The sequence below is a fragment of the Streptomyces scopuliridis RB72 genome (genome assembly GCF_000718095.1).
Lineage (GTDB): Bacteria > Actinomycetota > Actinomycetes > Streptomycetales > Streptomycetaceae > Streptomyces > Streptomyces scopuliridis.
This window is the reverse complement of sequence record NZ_JOEI01000014.1, coordinates 17839-35139: the sequence shown is the minus strand read 5'-3', so window position 1 is coordinate 35139 and position 17301 is coordinate 17839. Positions and strand designations below refer to the sequence as shown.

Sequence of the window (17301 nt, the reverse complement as noted above, 5' to 3'; positions counted from 1 at the left end):
TGGGCAGGGGTTGCAGGCATCCCTGAGGAGGGTGGCGTGAAGCGCAAGCTCATCGCGGCGGTCGGCGTCGCGGGCATGATGGCCGGTATTGCCGCGTGTGGTTCGGATGAAGGCACGGCGTCGAAGGATCCCAAGGACCGTAAGGAGACGCTGACCGTCTGGCTCATGTCGGACGCGCAGAGCACCTGGCCGGAGCTGGTCAAGGATGTCAACGCGCAGTTCAAGACCAAGTATCCGAATGTGACGGTCAAGGTCCAGTACCAGCAGTGGGCGGACAAGGCCAAGAAGCTCGACGCGGCGCTGGCCGGCGACAAGTACCCCGATGTCGTCGAGCTCGGCAACACCGAGACCATGACGTACATCCTCAACGGCGCGCTCGGCGAGATCGACCCGAAGAAGTACGAGAACTCGGACACCTGGATCAAGGGCCTGAAGGACACCTGCGCCTTCGAGGGCAAGCAGTACTGCGTGCCGTACTACGCCGGTGCGCGAGTGGCCATTTACAACAAGGACATGTTCAAGGCCGGTACCGGCTCGGACCAGCTGCCCACCACCGAGGCCGAGCTGGCCACGGCGCTCGACAAGGTCGGCGCCAAGTACGGCAAGGACAAGGCGTTCTCGCCGCTCTACCTGCCGGGCCGTTACTGGTACGCCGCGATGTCCTACGTAGCGGCGTACGGCGGTCAGATAGCGAAGTACGACGAGGGCGCGAAGGAGTGGAAGGCCACCCTCTCCACCCCGGAGGCCCAGAAGGGCATCCAGCACTTCGTCGACCTGGTGAAGAAGTACAACCACGGCGACAAGACCAAGGACGAGGCGGACCACGCCAACGTCATGGCCAACGAGAAGACCGCGCTTCTCTACGGCAACGGCTGGGAGGCCGGCAGCGTCGTCGACTCCGCCACGAACGGCAACCCGAAGCTGAAGGACAAGATCGGCACGGCCGGTATGCCCGGCCCCGACGGCAAGGCCCTGCCGTCCTTCATCGGCGGCTCCGACCTCGCCACCATCTCCAAGTCCAAGGTCCAGGACCTCGGCGAGGAGTGGATCGCGGCCTTCACCAGCGCCAAGTCGCAGGAGGTCCTCGCCTCCAAGAACATCCTGCCGAACAACACCAAGCAGCTGGAGCCGCTGAAGGCGAAGCCGGAGACCGCGCCGATCGCCAACGCCGTCCCGGACGCGTGGTTCACCCCGATCGCCCCGGGCTGGACGGCCATCGAGAAGAAGGAAACCCTTGAGGTGATGCTGCTCGACATCATCAAGGGCAAGTCGGTGGCCGACGCCACGAAGGCGGCCGACGCGGAGATCAACCAGCTGATCAACGAAGAATCCTGAGTCCGAGTCCGACGAGCGTCCGAGTCTCCGACTCTGTTGATCGCCTACGGGGGGTGGCGGGCCCGCGAGGGCTCCGCCGCCCCCCGTCCTCCGGTACCAGGTCCGAACGGAAGGCCAGCACAGTGAGTGCCGCCGACATGAAAGCAGCCGACCCTCCGGTAGCCGTCGCACGCGTCCCCGAGAGATCCGGCTCCCAGCCGCCCGCGGGCGGGCAGCGCAAGCGGCGCAAGGCCGGCGCGCTGCTGCCGTACCTCCTGATAGCTCCCGCGTTCGTCGCGATCGCCGCCGTATTCGTCTGGCCGCTCATCAAGACGATCCTCATGTCCTTCCAGGACGTCGGCCGCCGTGAGCTGTGGACCGGGGAGGCCGCTCCCTGGGTGGGCTTCGAGCAGTTCACCAATATCCTCGGCGACGGCGAGTTCTGGGCCGTCGTCTGGCGGACCGTCATCTTCATGGTCGCCTGTGTGGTGGCCACGATGGGGATCGGGCTCGGTATCTCCATGCTGATGCAGCGCATGGACACCTGGGTACGTCTGCTGCTCACCGCCGCGCTGGTGGCCGCCTGGTCGATGCCGCTGCTCGTGGCGACGTCCATCTTCCGCTGGTTCGCCGACTCCGACTACGGCGTCCTGAACATGGTGCTGACCAAGTACCTCGGGATCGACGCCCAGGGTCACAACTGGTTCCTCGACCCCAAGCAGGGCTTCCTCATCATCGGGGCCGTCGTCGTCTGGGGCGCCATCCCCTTTGTCGCCGTCACGCTCTACGCGGCGCTCACCCAGGTACCCCGGGAGCTGGAGGAGGCCGCGGCCCTCGACGGCGCGGGCGTGGCCGGGGTCTTCCGCTATGTCACCTGGCCGGTCATCAAGCCGGTGTTCCAGATGGTGGCCACGCTGTCCGTCCTCTGGGACTTCAATATCTTCGGCCAGATCTTCCTGATCCGCGGCAACAAGCCGGAGCCGGAGTACTCGGTCCTCGGGATCTACTCGTTCGAGAAGGCCTTCGAGTCCAACTCGTTCAGCCAGGGGGCGGCCATCTCCCTCATCACGGTTCTGCTGCTCTCCGGTGTCGCCGTGTACTACCTGCGTCAGCTGCTCAAGATCGGAGAGGTCGAATGAGCGCCTCCACCTCCCAGGCCCTCCGCCCGGACACCGAGCGGGGCACCGGTCCTGCCACCCCGCAGGTCCTGCGCCAGGACCGCAAGAAGAACCGGCTCGTCTACAACATCGTGGGCCTGGCCGTGTTCGTCCTCATGGCCTTCCCGGTCTACTGGCTGATCATCAGCGCCCTGCGGCCGAACCACGAGATCCGCAGCTACGACCAGACCCTCTGGCCCTCGTCGCTCACCCTCGACAACTTCCAGCGGGCCATCGACCAGCCGAACTTCGGCACGGCCATCCAGTCCAGCCTGATCGTCTGCGGCGTCGCGGTCATCGGCGGCATGCTGCTCGCCACCATCGCCGCCTTCGCCATCGGCCGCTTCCGCTTCCGCGGCCGCAAGTTCTTCATGATCGTGCTGCTCGTCGTGCAGCTGCTGCCGCCGACCGCGATGCTGATCCCCATCTACATCCAGCTCAACGACCTGGGCGGGCTGAACGAGTACTGGGGCGTCATCGTCATCTATCTGGTCTCGACGCTGCCCTTCGCGACCTGGATGATCCGCGGCTTCATCGTCAACATCCCGCCGGAGCTGGAGGAGTCCGCGATGGTGGACGGCTGCAGCCGGATGGGAGCCTTCTGGCGGGTCACCTTCCCGCTGCTCGCCCCCGGTCTCGCGGCGGCGGCGATCTTCTCCCTGATCACGGCGTGGAACGAGTACCTCCTCGCCTATGTCGTCCTTCAGGACAATGACAAGTACACGCTGAACGTGTGGCTGATGAACTTCACCACCTCGCGCGGCATCGACTACGGAGCCCTGATGGCCGCCTCGACCCTGATCGCCATCCCGGTCGTGGCCTTCTTCCTGCTGGTGCAGAAGTACATGGCAACCGGCCTCACCTCCGGCGCAGTGAAGGGCTAGGCCGATGACGACCCTCGTAAGCACTACGGACACCCTCACCCGCGACGCACTCGCCGTGCTCCAGCCCGGCTTCCTCGGTACGACCGCCCCCGACTGGCTGCTGCGCCGCCTCGGCGAGGGCCTCTCCTCCGTCGGGCTCTTCGGCCGCAACATCGCCTCGCCCGAGCAGCTCGCCGCGCTCACCGAGCGGCTGCGGGCCGAGCGGGACGACGTCCTCGTCGCGATCGACGAGGAGGGCGGCGATGTCACCCGTCTGGAAGTCAGGAACGGCTCGTCCTTCCCCGGCAACTACGCCCTGGGCGCCGTCGACGACGTGGACCTGACCCGGGCCGTCGCCCGCGAACTGGGCCGGCGGCTCGCCGAGTGCGGGGTCAACCTCAACTGGGCCCCCTCGGCGGATGTGAACTCCAACCAGGACAACCCGGTCATCGGCGTACGGTCCTTCGGCGCCGACACGGCGCTCGTGGCCCGGCACACCGCCGCGTATGTGGAGGGCCTGCAGAGCGCCGGGGTCGCCGCCTGCACCAAGCACTTCCCCGGCCATGGCGACACCTCCGTGGACTCGCACCACGCGATGCCCCGTATCGACGTGGACCTGGACACAGTGCACGCCCGCGACCTGCTGCCTTTCCGCGCGGCCATCGCGACGGGTTCCAAATCGGTCATGAGCGCGCATATCCTGCTTCCCGCGCTCGACCCGGACCGCCCGGCGACCCTCAGCCCGCGGATCCTCACCGGTCTGCTCCGCGAGGAGCTGGGCTTCCAGGGCCTGATCGTCACCGACGGCATGGAGATGCAGGCCATCGCCTCGACGTACGGGATCGAGCGCGGCTCCGTCCTCGCGATCGCCGCGGGCGCCGACGCCATCTGCGTCGGCGGCGGCCTGGCGGACGAGGAGACCGTGCTGCGGCTGCGCGACGCGCTGGTGGCGGCGGTACGGAACGGCGAACTGCCCGAGGAGCGACTGGCCGACGCGGCCGCGCGGGTGCGCGGACTCGCCGACTGGACGCTGCGGGTCAGGGGGGCTTCGGAGCCGGGCGCGGATTCGCAGGAGGGGACCGCGCCCGGCACCGCGTCCACGATCGCGCCGGACACGGGGATCGGCCTTGTCGCGGCCCGCCGCGCCGTGCGGGTGACGGGCAGCGCGGAGCCGCTCACGGAAGCGCCGTACGTCGCCGCGTTCACCCCCCTCGCGAACATCGCCGTCGGGGACGAGACCCCGTGGGGCGTCGCGGCGGAGCTGGGGCGGCTGCTTCCCGGTACGGAGACGGGCTCGTACAGCGGCGCCGGAACAGCCGGTGCGGAGGCGGCGGCGCTGGTCGGCGAACTGCTCGCGGCGGCGGGCGACCGTACGATCGTCGTCGTCGTACGCGACGCGCACCGCCACCGCTGGATGTCCGACGCGCTGGACGCCGTGCTGGCCGCCCGCCCGGACACGGTGGTGGTGGAGATGGGCGTGAACGGCGCGGAGCCCCGGGGCGCGCTCCACATCGCGACCCACGGCGCCGCGCGGGTCTGTGGACGGGCCGCCGCGGAGGTCATCACGGGCCGCCGGGAGTGACCGTCCGGGAGAGCCGCTGAAACGACGGTGCCGGGCCGCCCCCTCGGCGGGGTGGCCCGGCACCGTCGTACGTGGGTGTCGCGGGGGACTCAGATGCCCTGCCAGTCCGGCTTGGACGCGAACGTGGCGCGGAAGTAGTCGGCGAGCTTCAGCCGGGACGCCGCCGCCTCGTCCACCACGACCGTGGCGTGCGGGTGCAGTTGGAGCGCGGAGGCCGGTACGAGCGCGGCGACCGGGCCCTCGACGGCCTGCGCGATCGCCTCGGCCTTGCCCTCGCCGGTGGCGAGCAGCACCAGATGGCGGGCCTCCAGGATGGTGCCGATGCCCTGCGTGATGACATGGTGCGGCACCTCCTCCGGGCTGTCGAAGAAGCGCGCGTTGTCCTCGCGGGTCTGCCGGGTCAGCGTCTTGATACGGGTGCGCGAGGCGAGCGAGGAGCAGGGCTCGTTGAAGCCGATGTGCCCGTCCGTACCGATGCCGAGCAGCTGGAGGTCCACCCCGCCGGCCTCGGCCAGCGCGCGGTCGTACGCCTCGCACGCCGCCTGGACGTCCTCGGCGGCGCCGTCGGGACCGATGAAGGAGCTCTCGCTCAGCCCCAGCGGCTCGACGACCTCGCGCAGGACCACCGAGCGGTACGACTCGGGATGGCCCGCGGGCAGTCCCACGTACTCGTCCAGCTGCGCTATCCGCGCACGCGAGGCGTCCACCTCGCCGGAGCGCACCTTGGCCGTCAGCGCCTGGTAGATGGGCAGGGGGGTCGAGCCGGTGGCCACGCCGAGCAGAGCGTCGGGCTTGCGGCGCAGCAGGCCGGCGATGCTGTCCGCGATGAGCTCGCCACCTGCCGCGGCGTTCTGGACGATGACAACTTCCACGCTGGGACCCTGCCAATCTGGAAACGAGACTTTTGTGGTATAGACCAATTCTATCAGAGGGGTGCCCGGGGCCGCCGGGTTGTCCGGCACGCCCGCCCAGGTGCTCCTATCGTGATGAACAGCCGGTGGTGAAGGGCGCTGAAGGCGGGCACAGCATGACGGATGCGGTGATCGACTACGCGGCGGTGTTCCAGGTGCTGCCCGGCATGGTGGCGCTGCTGACACCCGAGCTGGTCTACGCGGACGCGAACGAGGCATACCTCCTCTCCGCCGGGCGCACCCGCGAGCAGGTGATCGGCCGGTATCTGTTCGACGTGTTCCCCGACAACCCGGACGACCCCGGCGCCAGCGGCATGCGCAACCTGAGCGCCTCGCTGCTGCGTGTGGTGGCCACCGGCGAGCGCGATGCCATGGCCCTGCAGCGCTACGACGTGCAGTCCACGGAGCGGCCCGGCGAATGGGAAGAGCGCTACTGGAGCCCGGTCAACGCCCCGCTGTTCGGCCCCGACGGCAGCGTCGCCCTGGTGGTGCACCGGGTGGAGGAGGTCACCCAGCTCATCAAGGCCCGCGATTCTTCCGACAGCTCCCGCACCCCCGTCCTCGAAGCCGAGCTCTACACCCGGGCCAGGGAGCTGCAAGAGGTCAACGAACGCCTGCGCCAGGCCCACGCCCGCGAACGCGAGGTCGCCCTCGCCCTCCAGAAGGCGATGCTGCCCGCCCCCGCGGACGTGGGCCACCACCGGGCCGCCGTACGGTACCGGCCCGCCGTCGGCACCCTGAACGTCTGCGGCGACTGGTACGACCTCGTCGACCTGCCCGGCGACCGCATCGGTGTCTCCGTCGGCGATGTCGTCGGCCACGGCCTGCACGCCGCCGGCGTCATGGGCCTGCTGCGCAGCGCTCTCAGCGCCGCCTCCCGCGTCGCCGACGGCCCGGCCAAGGCCCTGGACGTCCTCGGTCTGTACGCCCGCTCCGTCGACGGCGCCGAGTCCACCACCGCCGTGGAGATCTCCATCGACTGGGACAGCCACACCCTCGCCTACAGCAGCGCGGGCCACCCCCCGGCGGCCCTGCTGCACGCCTACGGCGGCGTCGAGTTCCTCGACCGGGCCACCGACCCCCCGCTCGGCGCCCGCCCGGAGCACGTCCCCCGCCCCCAGGCCGCCACCGCCTTCGCCGAGGGCGACACCCTCGTCCTGTACACCGACGGTCTGATCGAACGCCGCGGTGAGGACATCGACGCCGGCCTGGCCCGCCTCGCCCGCTCCCTCACCCGCCACCGGGCCGCCGACCTCGAACCCCTCGCCGACGCGCTCCTGTTCGATCTCCTGCCTCCCCAGGGAGCCACCGACGACACGGCCCTGGTCATCGTCCGGCTCTGAGCGGCCGGAGTCCGAGCGGCCGAAGTCCGAGCAGCCGACGGACGGGGCGGGCGGGGGCTGCCCGGTGGCGGGGGCGCGGCGGCCCATGGTCGACTGGGAGGGGCCGAAGGGTATGACCGACTTTGGAGGCAACCCAGCATGTCAGCCGCGCTGCCGGGCGAGTCGTGCGAGCGGGCCGGCGGCATCATGTCCGCCGAGGTCGCGGAGCAGTCCGCCGTACTGCGGCGGATCCTCCGGGACGGCACGCCCGGCATCCGCGAGGTGGCGGCGGCCATCGCGGCGCGTGAGCCGCGCTTCGTCCTGCTCACCGCCCGCGGTACGTCCGACCACGCCGCGCTGTACGCGAAGTATCTGCTGGAGATCCGGTGCGGACTGCCCTGCGGACTGGCCTCCATGTCCACGACGACGGCGTACGGCGCGAAGCCGGACCTCACCGATGTGCTGGTCATCGGCGTCAGCCAGTGGGGCGGCTCGCCCGACCTGGTGGCGTCCACCTGGGCCGCGCGGGAGGCCGGCGCGACCACGCTCGCGGTGACCAACAACCCGGACTCGGCGCTGACCGCCGTGGCGGAGTTCCATATCGACGTCCTGGCGGGCCCGGAGAGGGCGCTGCCCGCCACCAAGTCGTACACCGCCTCGCTGCTCTCGCTGTATCTCTTCGCCGAGGCGCTCGGCGGCCGTGACGGCGCGGCGGCCGGCGATCTGCCGGACCTCGCGCAACGGGTGCTGGCGCGCACGGGCGAGGTACGGGCGCTCGCCTCGCGCTACCGCTTCGCCGAGCGGATGGTGATCATCTCCCGGGGCTACGGCTATCCGACGGCGAAGGAGGCGGCACTCAAGCTGATGGAGACCTGCTACATCCCCGCGCTCTCCTACTCCGGTGCGGATCTGCTGCACGGTCCGCTCGCGATGGTCGACAACATCTCGCCGGTGATCGCGATCGTCCCCGAGGGCAAGGGCGGTGAGGCCCTTCAGGCGGTCCTCGCCCGGCTGCGGGCCCGGGGAGCCGATCTGTTCGTGGTGGGATCCCAGGCGGAGGTCGAGGCGGCGTCGGCGGGGTTCGTGCTGCCGACGGACGGGGTGCCTGAGGAGCTTCAGCCGATCCTGCAGATCCTGCCGCTCCAACTGCTGGCCCACGAGGTCGCCATCGCCAGGGGCCAGGATCCGGACGCGCCGCGCACGATGGCGAAGACACCGGAGACCGACTGACAGGGCTCCGGAAGGGGTTCGTACCCGCGGGCCGCGGCGCCGCGACGGGACCCTCAACCCGTCCGGCACCGCAGCCCGGAGTTGCTACGGCCACGGGGTCTCCCCGCCCCTGGCAGGGGAAGGGTGTGCGGTCCCGCGTGGCCGTTGGGAGAGGTCCCGTCGCAGTCAGGGCAGAGAGCGCCGGCACCTCGGTCCACCCTCCTGTGCGGGGAGGGCGGAGGCTCTTACAGCATTGTGGACTAGACCATTCTGGCCTGTCCATGCGTGTACCGAGCCTATTTCCCTTCGTACCCTCCAGTACAGACCACGGTTCGTCCGGGTTCATGCCGCGGGTACGCTCGCTTGTGTGCCCTCCATGAACGACCTCGTACGCCAGCACACAGCCCTCAGTGAGTCCGACCTTGAGTGGCTGCATCTGCTGGTCTCGGAGTGGCAGCTGCTCTCCGACCTCTCCTTCGCGGATCTCGTGCTCTGGGTCCCCACCCGCGACGGCACCCGCTATGTGTCCGTCGCGCAGATGCGCCCCAACACCGGACCCACCTCCTACCAGGACGACATGGTCGGCCATCTCGTCCCGCGCGGCCGCCGGCCGCTGCTGGACGCGGCGCTCGACGAGGGCCGGATCGTCCGGGAGGGCGATCCCGAGTGGCGTGAGGAGGTGCCCGTACGGGTCGAGTCCATCCCCGTACGGCGCGACGGCCGCGTCCTCGGGGTCATCGCGCGCAACACCAATCTGCTCACGGTCCGCACGCCCAGCCGGCTGGAGCTCACCTATCTCCAGTCCGCCTCCGACCTGGCCCAGATGATCGCCGCCGGGTCCTTCCCCTTCCCCGGCCAGCAGGTCGACATGGACGCGTCCCCGCGCGTCGGTGACGGGCTGATCCGGCTGGACGCGGACGGGGTCGTCCAGTACGCGAGCCCCAACGCCCTTTCCGCGTATCACCGATTGGGACTCGCGTCCGACCTGGTGGGACACCATCTCGGCCGCACCACCGACGAACTGGCCCCCGCGCGCGGCCCGGTGGACGAGGCCATGGTCAAACTGGCCAGCGGGTACGCGCCCCGCGAGACCGAGGTGGAGGGCAGCGGCGGGGTCATCCAGCTGCGCGCCATCCCCCTCAAGCCCAAGGGCACCCGGATCGGCTCTCTGGTGCTGCTCCGCGATGTGACGGAACTGCGCCGCCGCGAGCGCGAGTTGATCACCAAGGACGCCACCATCCGGGAGATCCACCACCGGGTGAAGAACAACCTCCAGACGGTCGCCGCGCTTCTCAGGCTCCAGTCCAGGCGGATGGACTCCGCCCAGGGCAGGGAGGCCCTGGACGAGGCCGTACGGCGCGTCGGTTCGATCGCCATCGTGCACGAGACGCTGTCTCAGAATCTGGACGAGCGCGTCGAGTTCGACGAGATCGCCGACCGGGTGCTGGCGATGGTCGCCGAGATCTCGCCCGGCAAGGTCGTCTGCCGCCGTACGGGGAAGTTCGGCGTGCTCGACGCCGAAGTGGCCACGCCGCTCTCGATGGTGCTCACCGAGATTCTCCAGAACGCGCTGGAGCACGCCTTCGCGCCGGGGGAGGAGGGCCGGGTCGATGTCTCGGCGGTCCGCAGTGGTGACGCACCGGGGGCCAAGCGCGGCGAGGGGGCCCGCTCGGACGCCCGGCTCATGATCACCATCCAGGACGACGGGCGCGGGCTGCCCGAGGGATTCGATCCGCAGCGCACCGGAAACCTGGGGCTCCAGATCGTACGGACCCTGGTGGAAGGGGAGTTGGGCGGCGGCTTCGACATGGTGCCGGCGCCGGTGCGCGGTACGCGCGTGATGCTGGACATTCCGGTGGAGCCCCAGAAGTAACCCCCCGCCGAGGAGCGTCTTTTCGTCCCGCCCGGTATCGGCCGCCCGGTATCGGCCGCCCGGATTTCGTCCGGCCAGATTTCGTCCGGCCCGGCACAGCAGCGAGCCCCGGACCGTGGTGACGGTCCGGGGCTCGGCTCGAAGCTCACTTTGCGATGCGCATCGGGGGGTACTGCGCGCTGCGTTTCGGGGGCGGGGCTATGCGTACACGCTGTACGCTCCGCCGGCCAGGGCTCGTGGCGGGGTGCTTCAGGCGGTCGCGTTACGCGCCCGGTTACGAGCGGCGCGGCGCTTCATAGCGCGGCGCTCGTCCTCGCTGAGGCCACCCCAGACACCCGAGTCCTGGCCGGACTCAAGTGCCCACTGCAGGCACTGCTCCATGACGGGGCAGCGACGGCAGACGGCCTTGGCTTCCTCGATCTGCAGCAGCGCAGGACCGGTGTTGCCGATGGGGAAGAACAGCTCGGGGTCTTCCTCGCGGCAAACGGCGTTGTGACGCCAGTCCATGGCTGCTACCTCTCTTGGTATTACGTGCAGATTGCTTGTGAATGTGAACGCTTTCACGAATCCCCCGACAAGGGAAGGGCCGACCGCCAGCCGAAACTGGTGGGGTCCTTGGTTTGAGGAGGGGTTCTGGCTCTCAGGGAGGCCGGTGGAGCGGGCCGTCCCGAGCGCCATGTAGAGATTCGCAAACCTCGGCGGCGGATACAACCCCTTCTGGAAAGTTTTTTTTGATTCCTCGGTGTCGACTAGGTCACAGCCGTACTTCCATGGGGTGGATGCCAGCCTAAACGTTCGAGTGAAAGGACTTTGACCCCTTCCACTCACACAATCACACGCAGTGCACGGCGTACGCCTGTGAACGTCACGCTCGTACGCAGTCCGAGGTGGTCGCCGTCCATCTGGAAGGGGAGGGGCGCCTTGGAATGCAAGGTGAAGTCGGTCAGGTCATGAAGAGACACCGCATGGCGTCCGCGGGGGCCCCGATCGGGGGTAGAAGTGAGCAATTGGGTCGCATATCTGGCCACCGCGGGAGTCGACATTCTGCTCAGTCCGAGGACATCGAGAGCGAGATCGAAAGAGGCTGCGGGAGACGCGTACACCGGACGATTGCCCAGGTAGGTCCAGGGAGCGGTGTTGCAGATTATGGAGAGGACAAGATCTTTCACCGGATCCTCACCGGGGCGTTCCAGTGTGATCAGCCCGCCCCGCCGATGCGGCTCCTCCAGGAACTGGCGTACCACCTGGCGCACATAGAGCGCGTGCGTCGATCGTTTCCCGCGCTCCCGTTGTTGTTCGACTCGCCCGATCACTCCCGCGTCGAAACCGAAGCCGGCGCAGAAGGTGAACCAGCGGGACGGTACGGACTCGTCCTCGGTGCCCGGCGTCCCGGCCGCCAGTCCCAGACCGACCGTACGTTCGCTCCGCAGGGCGAGCGCGTCCAGGATCGCGCCGGTCGCCTCGACCGCGTCATTGGGCAGCCCGAGCGCGCGGGCGAAGACATTGGTCGAACCGCCGGGGACCACCGCGAGGCGCGGCAGCCGGTCGGGATCGGGGCCGTTGTGCAGCAGTCCGTTGACGACCTCGTTGACCGTACCGTCACCGCCGAGGGCGACGACCAGCTCGATGTCGTCCGAGTCGGCGGCCCGTCTGCCCAGGTCACGGGCGTGTCCGCGGTATTCCGTGGTCACCGCTTCCAGCTTCATCTCGCTGGCGAGCGCGTGGATCAGTACGTCACGTGTGCGGGCACTGGTGGTGGTTGCTGCCGGATTGACCACGAGAAGTGCGCGCATGCCCAGCAGATTACCGGCCGGGCGCCGGAGGGTCGTCCCCGGGAGCCGGGGACACCGGGGTCCGCCGGGCCGGGACGGCGGGGCCTGTCGGGGGGTGCGCGGCGGCCCTGTGGTTACCCTGCAGGGGTGAGCAGCAGCAGCGAGCAGACCGCCCCCGCATCCTCCCCGCGCCCCCAGCGCCTGACCGCGGCGGCCGGCGCCTGTGGGCTCGAAGCCCTGGCGCTGGTCGTCGGCGGTGTGTATCTGCTGGTGATGGGGTTGCTCGGGAAGCCCGACAGCCCGCAGCAGGCGGAGATGGGCGGGATCACCCTGATCGCGCTCGGTGTCATCCCGCTGATCGCCGCGCGCGGGCTGCTGCTGCGGCGCGCCTGGAGCCGGGGGCCCGCGCTGATCACCCAGATCATGGCGCTGCCCGTCGCCTATACGCTGCTGACCTCCACGGGCGGCATGATCCCGGCCGGAATCGCGCTCGCGGTGGTCGCGGTGACGGGGCTGGTCCTGCTGGTCAACCCGACCACCACGGAAGCCCTCGGCATCCGCGGCGCGGCCGACGGCTCCCAGCGCTAGGGCCTGTCTTCAAAGTCCCGCCTGCCCGGCGCCCGTCCTCCGGGCGGACGGCGCTACTTTGAAGACAGGCCCTGGAGCCCCCGTACCGCTCTATTCCTCCACCAACAGCCGCTCGCGCAGCTGCGCGAGCGTACGGGCCAGCAGTCGCGAGACATGCATCTGCGAGATGCCGACCTCCTGCGCGATCTGCGACTGCGTCATATTGCCGAAGAACCGGAGCAGAAGAATCCGCTTCTCTCGCGGCGGCAGATCCTCCAGCAGCGGCTTGAGCGACTCGCGGTACTCGACGCCCTCCAGCGCCTCGTCCTCCGCGCCCAGGGTGTCCGCGACCGCCGGGGACTCGTCGTCCGTGTCCGGGACGTCCAGCGACAGTGTGGAGTACGCGTTGGCGGATTCCAGGCCCTCCAGGACCTCTTCCTCCGAGATGCCGAGCCGCTCCGCCAGCTCATGGACCGTGGGCGAACGGCCGTGCTGCTGGGAGAGTTCGGCGGTGGCGGTCGTCAGGGCGAGCCGCAGTTCCTGGAGGCGGCGCGGCACCCGGACCGCCCAGCCCTTGTCCCGGAAATGCCGCTTGATCTCCCCGACGACCGTCGGCGTCGCATACGTCGAGAACTCGACACCACGCTCCGGATCGAACCGGTCCACGGACTTGATCAGACCGATGGTGGCGACCTGCGTCAGATCGTCCAGCGGCTCGCCGCGGTTGCGGAACCGTCTCGCCAGATGCTCGACCAGCGGCAGATGCATCCGCACCAGCTGATTGCGGAGGTCCGCCTTCTCGGGCGAGCCGTCAGGCAGCTTGCGCAGCTCGATGAACATCGCCCGCGCACCGCTGCGGTCATGTGGATCGTGGTGCTTGTCGTTGTGCTGCTCGCTCATAGTGGCCGCCCGCTCTGCCTGCGCCTGCTCCGCCGCGGCCGTCTGGCCGTCAAGTCCGTCCTCCGGGTGGGGGCGGGCCTGCTGCTCCGGGATGCCCGCGGGGGCGGGCGCCGGCTCCGACGGAGCTTCGTGCCCTTCCCGCGGCTCCCGTGGGATGCGCCCCTCGTCACGCACCGGACCGTCCCCGTTCCTCACGCCGGCCCGGGTCCCGCGCCGCGCTGTTTGTAGAGGCTGATGGTGACCGTACGGTCCTCGGCGACCGTCGAGTCGACCTTGCCGGCCAGCGCGGAGAGCACTGTCCAGGCGAAGGTGTCGCGCTCCGGCGCGCGCCCGTCGGTGGTGGGCGCCGACACGGTCACTTCGAGCGCGTCCTCGATGAGCCGGAAGACGCAGCTGAGTACGGAGCCCGGTACGGCCTGCTGGAGCAGGATCGCGCAGGCCTCGTCCACCGCGATGCGGAGGTCCTCGATCTCGTCGAGGGTGAAGTCCAAGCGCGCCGCGAGGCCGGCCGTGGCCGTACGCAGCACGGACAGGTAGGCACCCGCAGCGGGCAGCCGGACTTCCACGAAGTCCTGGGTCCCGGGCTCGCCTGCGATCTGGGACACCCTCACCTCCAAGGTGGCACAAGCTCTTCTGGGCTCAGGGACAGGGGATGTCCCGGAGCCTTGCGGTACGTAGTCGGTACGTAGTCGGTACGTAGCCGGTCTGGAGTGGCGACGCTATCGCGATCCATGGTGCTGTGTCGCCGGGACCCCCTTCCGGCGACTGTCACTCATGGTAAGCATATGAACACAGAAAGTGGCTAGGGGTCTGTGGCGTCCAATTACGAAGAACCGGCGGAGGGTTGACGTACCCAGCCGTCAGACGATCGAACCGTCCACGAAGCACCACTGCCAGCTCTCCCCGGGCTCGAAACTCCGCATCACGGCATGCCCCGTGTCCTTGAAGTGTTGTGTCGCATGTTGGTACGGCGAGGAGTCACAGCAGCCGATCTCTCCGCAGACCAGGCAGATCCGCAGCTGTACGGGGTGGCTGCCGGCCGCGAGACACTCGCGGCAGGTGTCGCCACGCGGCGTGGGCTCGGGGCGCGGCAGTTCCGCGACGTGGGGGCACTCGCTCATGATGACCAGGTTACGACGGGTGCAGAGGACGTGGAATGGACGTATTGCCGCTGATCGCGCTGGTGGCGGGGAGCGCGGCTATCGCCGGCGCGGCCCGCAGGACGCCGGTCGCCGCGCCGTTGCTGTTGGTCGCCGCGGGGCTGGGCGCCTCGTATGTGCCGGGAGTACCGGACTACACACTGGATCCGCATGTCGTGCTGCCGCTGGTGCTGCCGCCGCTGTTGTACACGGCCGCGGTGGACAGTTCGTATCTCGATCTGCGGGCGAACATCAGGCCGGTCGCGCTGCTCTCGGTGGGGTATGTCCTCTTCGCGACGGTCGCGGTCGGCTGGCTGGTGTATCTGCTGGTGCCCGATCTGCCGTTGACCACGGCGCTGGTGCTCGGCGCGGTGGTCGCACCGCCGGACGCGGTCGCCGCCACGGCCATCGCGCGCAAACTGGGGCTGCCGAACCGGATCACCACCATCCTCCAGGGCGAGTCACTGGTGAACGACGCGACGGCGATCACCGCGTTCAAGGTGGCGCTGGCCGCGGCGGTCGGCGCGGGCGCGAGCTGGGCCGGCGGGATCGGGGAGTTCGCGCTGGCGTCGCTCGGCGGCATCGGGGTGGGGCTGGTGCTGATGGTGCCGCTGCACTGGCTCCGTACGCATCTGACCGAGGCGCTGCTGCAGAACACCCTCTCGCTGCTCATCCCGTTCCTCGCCTACGCGCTGGCCGAATACGTGGGCGCGTCCGGGGTGCTGGCCGTCGTGGTGGTCGCGCTCTATCTCGGACACCGTTCCTGGCAGGTGGACTTCGCGACCCGGCTCCAGGAAGCGGCGGTGTGGAAGATGGTCGCGTTCGTGCTGGAGTCGGCGGTGTTCGCGCTGATCGGACTCCAGCTGTCCTATGTGGTCAGGGGACTCGGGGAGTACGGGGTCGGTGAATCGCTGCTATACGCGCTGGGCGTGTTCGTGGTGGTGGTGGCGGTCAGATTCGTCTGGGTCTATCCGGCGACCTTCCTGCCGCGGGCGCTGTTCCCGGGGATCAGGAAGCGCGAACCGGACACCAACTGGACCGCGCCGCTGATCGTCGGCTGGGCCGGGATGCGCGGAGTGGTGTCGCTGGCGATCGCGTTCTCGATCCCGCTGACGCTGGAGGACGGCCGGCCGTTCCCCGGGCGCAACCTTGTCCTGTTCCTGACCTTCACGACCGTGATCGGCACGCTGGTCGTGCAGGGCCTCACGCTGCCCCCGCTGATCCGGCTGCTCAAGATCCCGGGCCGCGACCGGCAGGCCGAGACCCTGGCCGAGGCGCAGGCGCAGAGCGAGGCGTCGGGAGCGGCGGAACGGCGGCTGGACGCCCTGCTGGCCGATGAGCGCAACGCGCTGCCGCCGCCGCTGGCCGACCGGCTCCGTCACGTCCTGGAGCGCCGCCGCAACGCCGTCTGGGAGCGGCTCGGGGCGGTCAACGAGGTGACGGGGGAGTCGGCGGACGAGACCTACCGGCGGCTGGCACGGGAGATGATCGAGGCGGAGCGCGAGGTGTTCGTGGAACTGCGGGACCGGCGGCGGATCGACGACGAGATGATGCGGACGCTGCTGCGCAGACTGGACCTGGAGGAGGCGGCGGCCTACCGGGAGGAGGGCTGAGGCGGCTCCGGCTGAGGCGTCTCGGGCTCGGACGGCTCCGGCTCGGACCGCTCGGGCTCGGACGGCTCCGGCTCGGACGGCTCCGGCTCGGACCGCTCGGGCTCGGACAGTTCCGGTTGGGACGGTTCCGGTTGGCCCGTGATGACGGCGGCGACGGTCGTGCCCGGCCGGAAGGCGCCCTCCTCGGCCAGCGCGGTCAGGCCGTACAGCATTTTGGCGACATAGAGACGTTCCACCCGCAGCCCGTGCCGCTCCCCGAACTCCTCGGCGAACGCGTCGAGCGCGGGGGTGGTACGGGCGAAGCCGCCGAAGTGGAAGCGCCCGTCGAGCCGCCAGTCGCCCACGGGGCCGCCGAACGCGGCCTGTTGCAGCTCCCGTATCTCCCGCTCCAGGAAGTCGCCCCTGAGCACCGGGAATCCCACGGCCCGCTGACCGCTCCCGAGCCCGGCGGCGAGCCCCGCGAGCGTCCCGCCGGTGCCACAGGCCACGGCGACGGTCCCCGCCACGCCGCGCAGCTCCCGACCCAGCTCGGCGCAGCCCCGGGCCGCGAGCGCGTTGCTGCCGCCTTCCGGTACGACGTACACGGCGTCGGGCTCCAGCCCCGCGCGGCCCAGGACGGCGGCCACCACCTCGGGCTCCGACTTGCGCCGGTAGGCCGCGCGGTCCACGAAACACAGCCGCATCCCGTCGGCCGCGCACCGGGCGAGCGACGGATTGAGCGGCCGTCCCGCCAGCTCCTCGCCCCGTACGACACCGACGGTGGCGAAACCGAGGAGCCGGCCGGCGGCGGCGGTCGCGCGCAGATGGTTGGAGTACGCGCCGCCGAAGGTCAGCAGCGTCCGCCGGCCGCTCGCGGCGGCGGCCCGCAGATTCGGCGCCAGTTTGCGCCACTTGTTGCCGGCCAGTTCGGGGTGGATCAGATCGTCACGTTTGAGCAGCAGCCGTACGCCGTGGCGCGCGAAGCGCTCGTCGTCGGCGGGCACCAGCGGCGAGGGCAGCCGGGGCCGCAGAGCGGCGAGGTCGGGCGTTTCAGGGCGGGGCACCCCTTCATTGTGGCGTCACCCGGGGCGGGGCTTCGT

Annotated in this window: 16 protein-coding genes; 9 read left to right on the top strand and 7 right to left on the bottom strand. The window is 69.9% G+C overall.

Annotated features, from left to right (window positions below; all coding sequences use genetic code 11):
• Nucleotides 1-36 precede the first annotated feature (36 nt).
• From IF11_RS0118890 to IF11_RS0118875, 4 genes are all read left to right on the top strand, one after another.
• Nucleotides 37-1335: a sugar ABC transporter substrate-binding protein gene (locus IF11_RS0118890; protein ID WP_030352809.1), complete on the top strand. Its 1299-nt coding sequence runs from the start codon at nucleotides 37-39 to the stop codon at nucleotides 1333-1335.
• A gap of 122 nt (nucleotides 1336-1457) precedes the next feature.
• Nucleotides 1458-2453 (top strand): carbohydrate ABC transporter permease, encoded by a 996-nt coding sequence (locus tag IF11_RS0118885; RefSeq protein ID WP_030352808.1) that lies wholly within the window; start codon nucleotides 1458-1460, stop codon nucleotides 2451-2453.
• Nucleotides 2450-3355: a carbohydrate ABC transporter permease gene (locus IF11_RS0118880; RefSeq protein ID WP_030352807.1), complete on the top strand. Its 906-nt coding sequence runs from the start codon at nucleotides 2450-2452 to the stop codon at nucleotides 3353-3355. Before IF11_RS0118885 ends, IF11_RS0118880 begins: the two co-directional genes overlap by 4 nt.
• A gap of 4 nt (nucleotides 3356-3359) precedes the next feature.
• Nucleotides 3360-4916, top strand: coding sequence for a glycoside hydrolase family 3 protein (locus IF11_RS0118875; protein WP_030352806.1), 1557 nt, complete (start codon nucleotides 3360-3362; stop codon nucleotides 4914-4916).
• Nucleotides 4917-5005: 89 nt separating this feature from the next.
• Here IF11_RS0118875 and nagB read toward each other — a convergent pair whose 3' ends face one another.
• Nucleotides 5006-5788, bottom strand: a complete 783-nt coding sequence (gene nagB, locus IF11_RS0118870; protein WP_030352805.1) for a glucosamine-6-phosphate deaminase — start codon at nucleotides 5786-5788, stop codon at nucleotides 5006-5008.
• 155 nt (nucleotides 5789-5943) lie between these two features.
• On the opposite strand from nagB, the gene IF11_RS0118865 reads away from it, so the two are divergent.
• The 3 genes from IF11_RS0118865 to IF11_RS0118855 all read left to right on the top strand — a co-directional run bounded on the left by IF11_RS0118865 (nucleotide 5944) and on the right by IF11_RS0118855 (nucleotide 10231).
• On the top strand, nucleotides 5944-7170 hold the full coding sequence (locus IF11_RS0118865) for a PP2C family protein-serine/threonine phosphatase (protein ID WP_030352804.1): 1227 nt from the start codon (nucleotides 5944-5946) through the stop codon (nucleotides 7168-7170).
• Between the two features lie 138 nt (nucleotides 7171-7308).
• Nucleotides 7309-8379 carry an SIS domain-containing protein gene (locus IF11_RS0118860; RefSeq protein WP_030352803.1) on the top strand — a complete coding sequence of 357 codons (1071 nt, stop codon included), beginning with the start codon at nucleotides 7309-7311 and terminating at the stop codon, nucleotides 8377-8379.
• A 355-nt stretch (nucleotides 8380-8734) separates the two neighbouring features.
• Complete coding sequence (locus IF11_RS0118855) at nucleotides 8735-10231, top strand: sensor histidine kinase (protein ID WP_030352802.1); 1497 nt, start codon at nucleotides 8735-8737, stop codon at nucleotides 10229-10231.
• A gap of 249 nt (nucleotides 10232-10480) precedes the next feature.
• Here the strand turns inward: IF11_RS0118855 and IF11_RS0118850 are convergent, their stop codons facing one another.
• Nucleotides 10481-10738, bottom strand: a complete 258-nt coding sequence (locus tag IF11_RS0118850; protein ID WP_004937597.1) for a WhiB family transcriptional regulator — start codon at nucleotides 10736-10738, stop codon at nucleotides 10481-10483.
• A gap of 317 nt (nucleotides 10739-11055) precedes the next feature.
• A complete protein-coding gene (locus tag IF11_RS0118845) occupies nucleotides 11056-12024 on the bottom strand; it encodes a diacylglycerol/lipid kinase family protein (RefSeq protein ID WP_030352801.1) in 969 nt (322 codons plus the stop codon).
• A gap of 126 nt (nucleotides 12025-12150) precedes the next feature.
• On the opposite strand from IF11_RS0118845, the gene IF11_RS0118840 reads away from it, so the two are divergent.
• Nucleotides 12151-12591 carry a hypothetical protein gene (locus IF11_RS0118840; RefSeq protein WP_030352800.1) on the top strand — a complete coding sequence of 147 codons (441 nt, stop codon included), beginning with the start codon at nucleotides 12151-12153 and terminating at the stop codon, nucleotides 12589-12591.
• A gap of 90 nt (nucleotides 12592-12681) precedes the next feature.
• Here the strand turns inward: IF11_RS0118840 and IF11_RS0118835 are convergent, their stop codons facing one another.
• The 3 genes from IF11_RS0118835 to IF11_RS0118825 form a co-directional block, all read right to left on the bottom strand.
• Nucleotides 12682-13665: an RNA polymerase sigma factor SigF gene (locus IF11_RS0118835; RefSeq protein WP_030352799.1), complete on the bottom strand. Its 984-nt coding sequence runs from the start codon at nucleotides 13663-13665 to the stop codon at nucleotides 12682-12684.
• Complete coding sequence (locus tag IF11_RS0118830; RefSeq protein WP_030352798.1) at nucleotides 13662-14075, bottom strand: ATP-binding protein; 414 nt, start codon at nucleotides 14073-14075, stop codon at nucleotides 13662-13664. Before IF11_RS0118830 ends, IF11_RS0118835 begins: the two co-directional genes overlap by 4 nt.
• A gap of 255 nt (nucleotides 14076-14330) precedes the next feature.
• Complete coding sequence (locus tag IF11_RS0118825) at nucleotides 14331-14591, bottom strand: UBP-type zinc finger domain-containing protein (RefSeq protein WP_030352797.1); 261 nt, start codon at nucleotides 14589-14591, stop codon at nucleotides 14331-14333.
• A 35-nt stretch (nucleotides 14592-14626) separates the two neighbouring features.
• Between IF11_RS0118825 and IF11_RS0118820 the strand changes: the two genes are divergently transcribed.
• Nucleotides 14627-16222 (top strand): Na+/H+ antiporter, encoded by a 1596-nt coding sequence (locus IF11_RS0118820; protein WP_030352796.1) that lies wholly within the window; start codon nucleotides 14627-14629, stop codon nucleotides 16220-16222.
• Here IF11_RS0118820 and IF11_RS0118815 read toward each other — a convergent pair.
• Nucleotides 16204-17265: a 1-aminocyclopropane-1-carboxylate deaminase/D-cysteine desulfhydrase gene (locus IF11_RS0118815; RefSeq protein WP_078490770.1), complete on the bottom strand. Its 1062-nt coding sequence runs from the start codon at nucleotides 17263-17265 to the stop codon at nucleotides 16204-16206. The two genes, IF11_RS0118820 and IF11_RS0118815, sit on opposite strands and share 19 nt — an antisense overlap.
• Nucleotides 17266-17301: the final 36 nt, after the last annotated feature.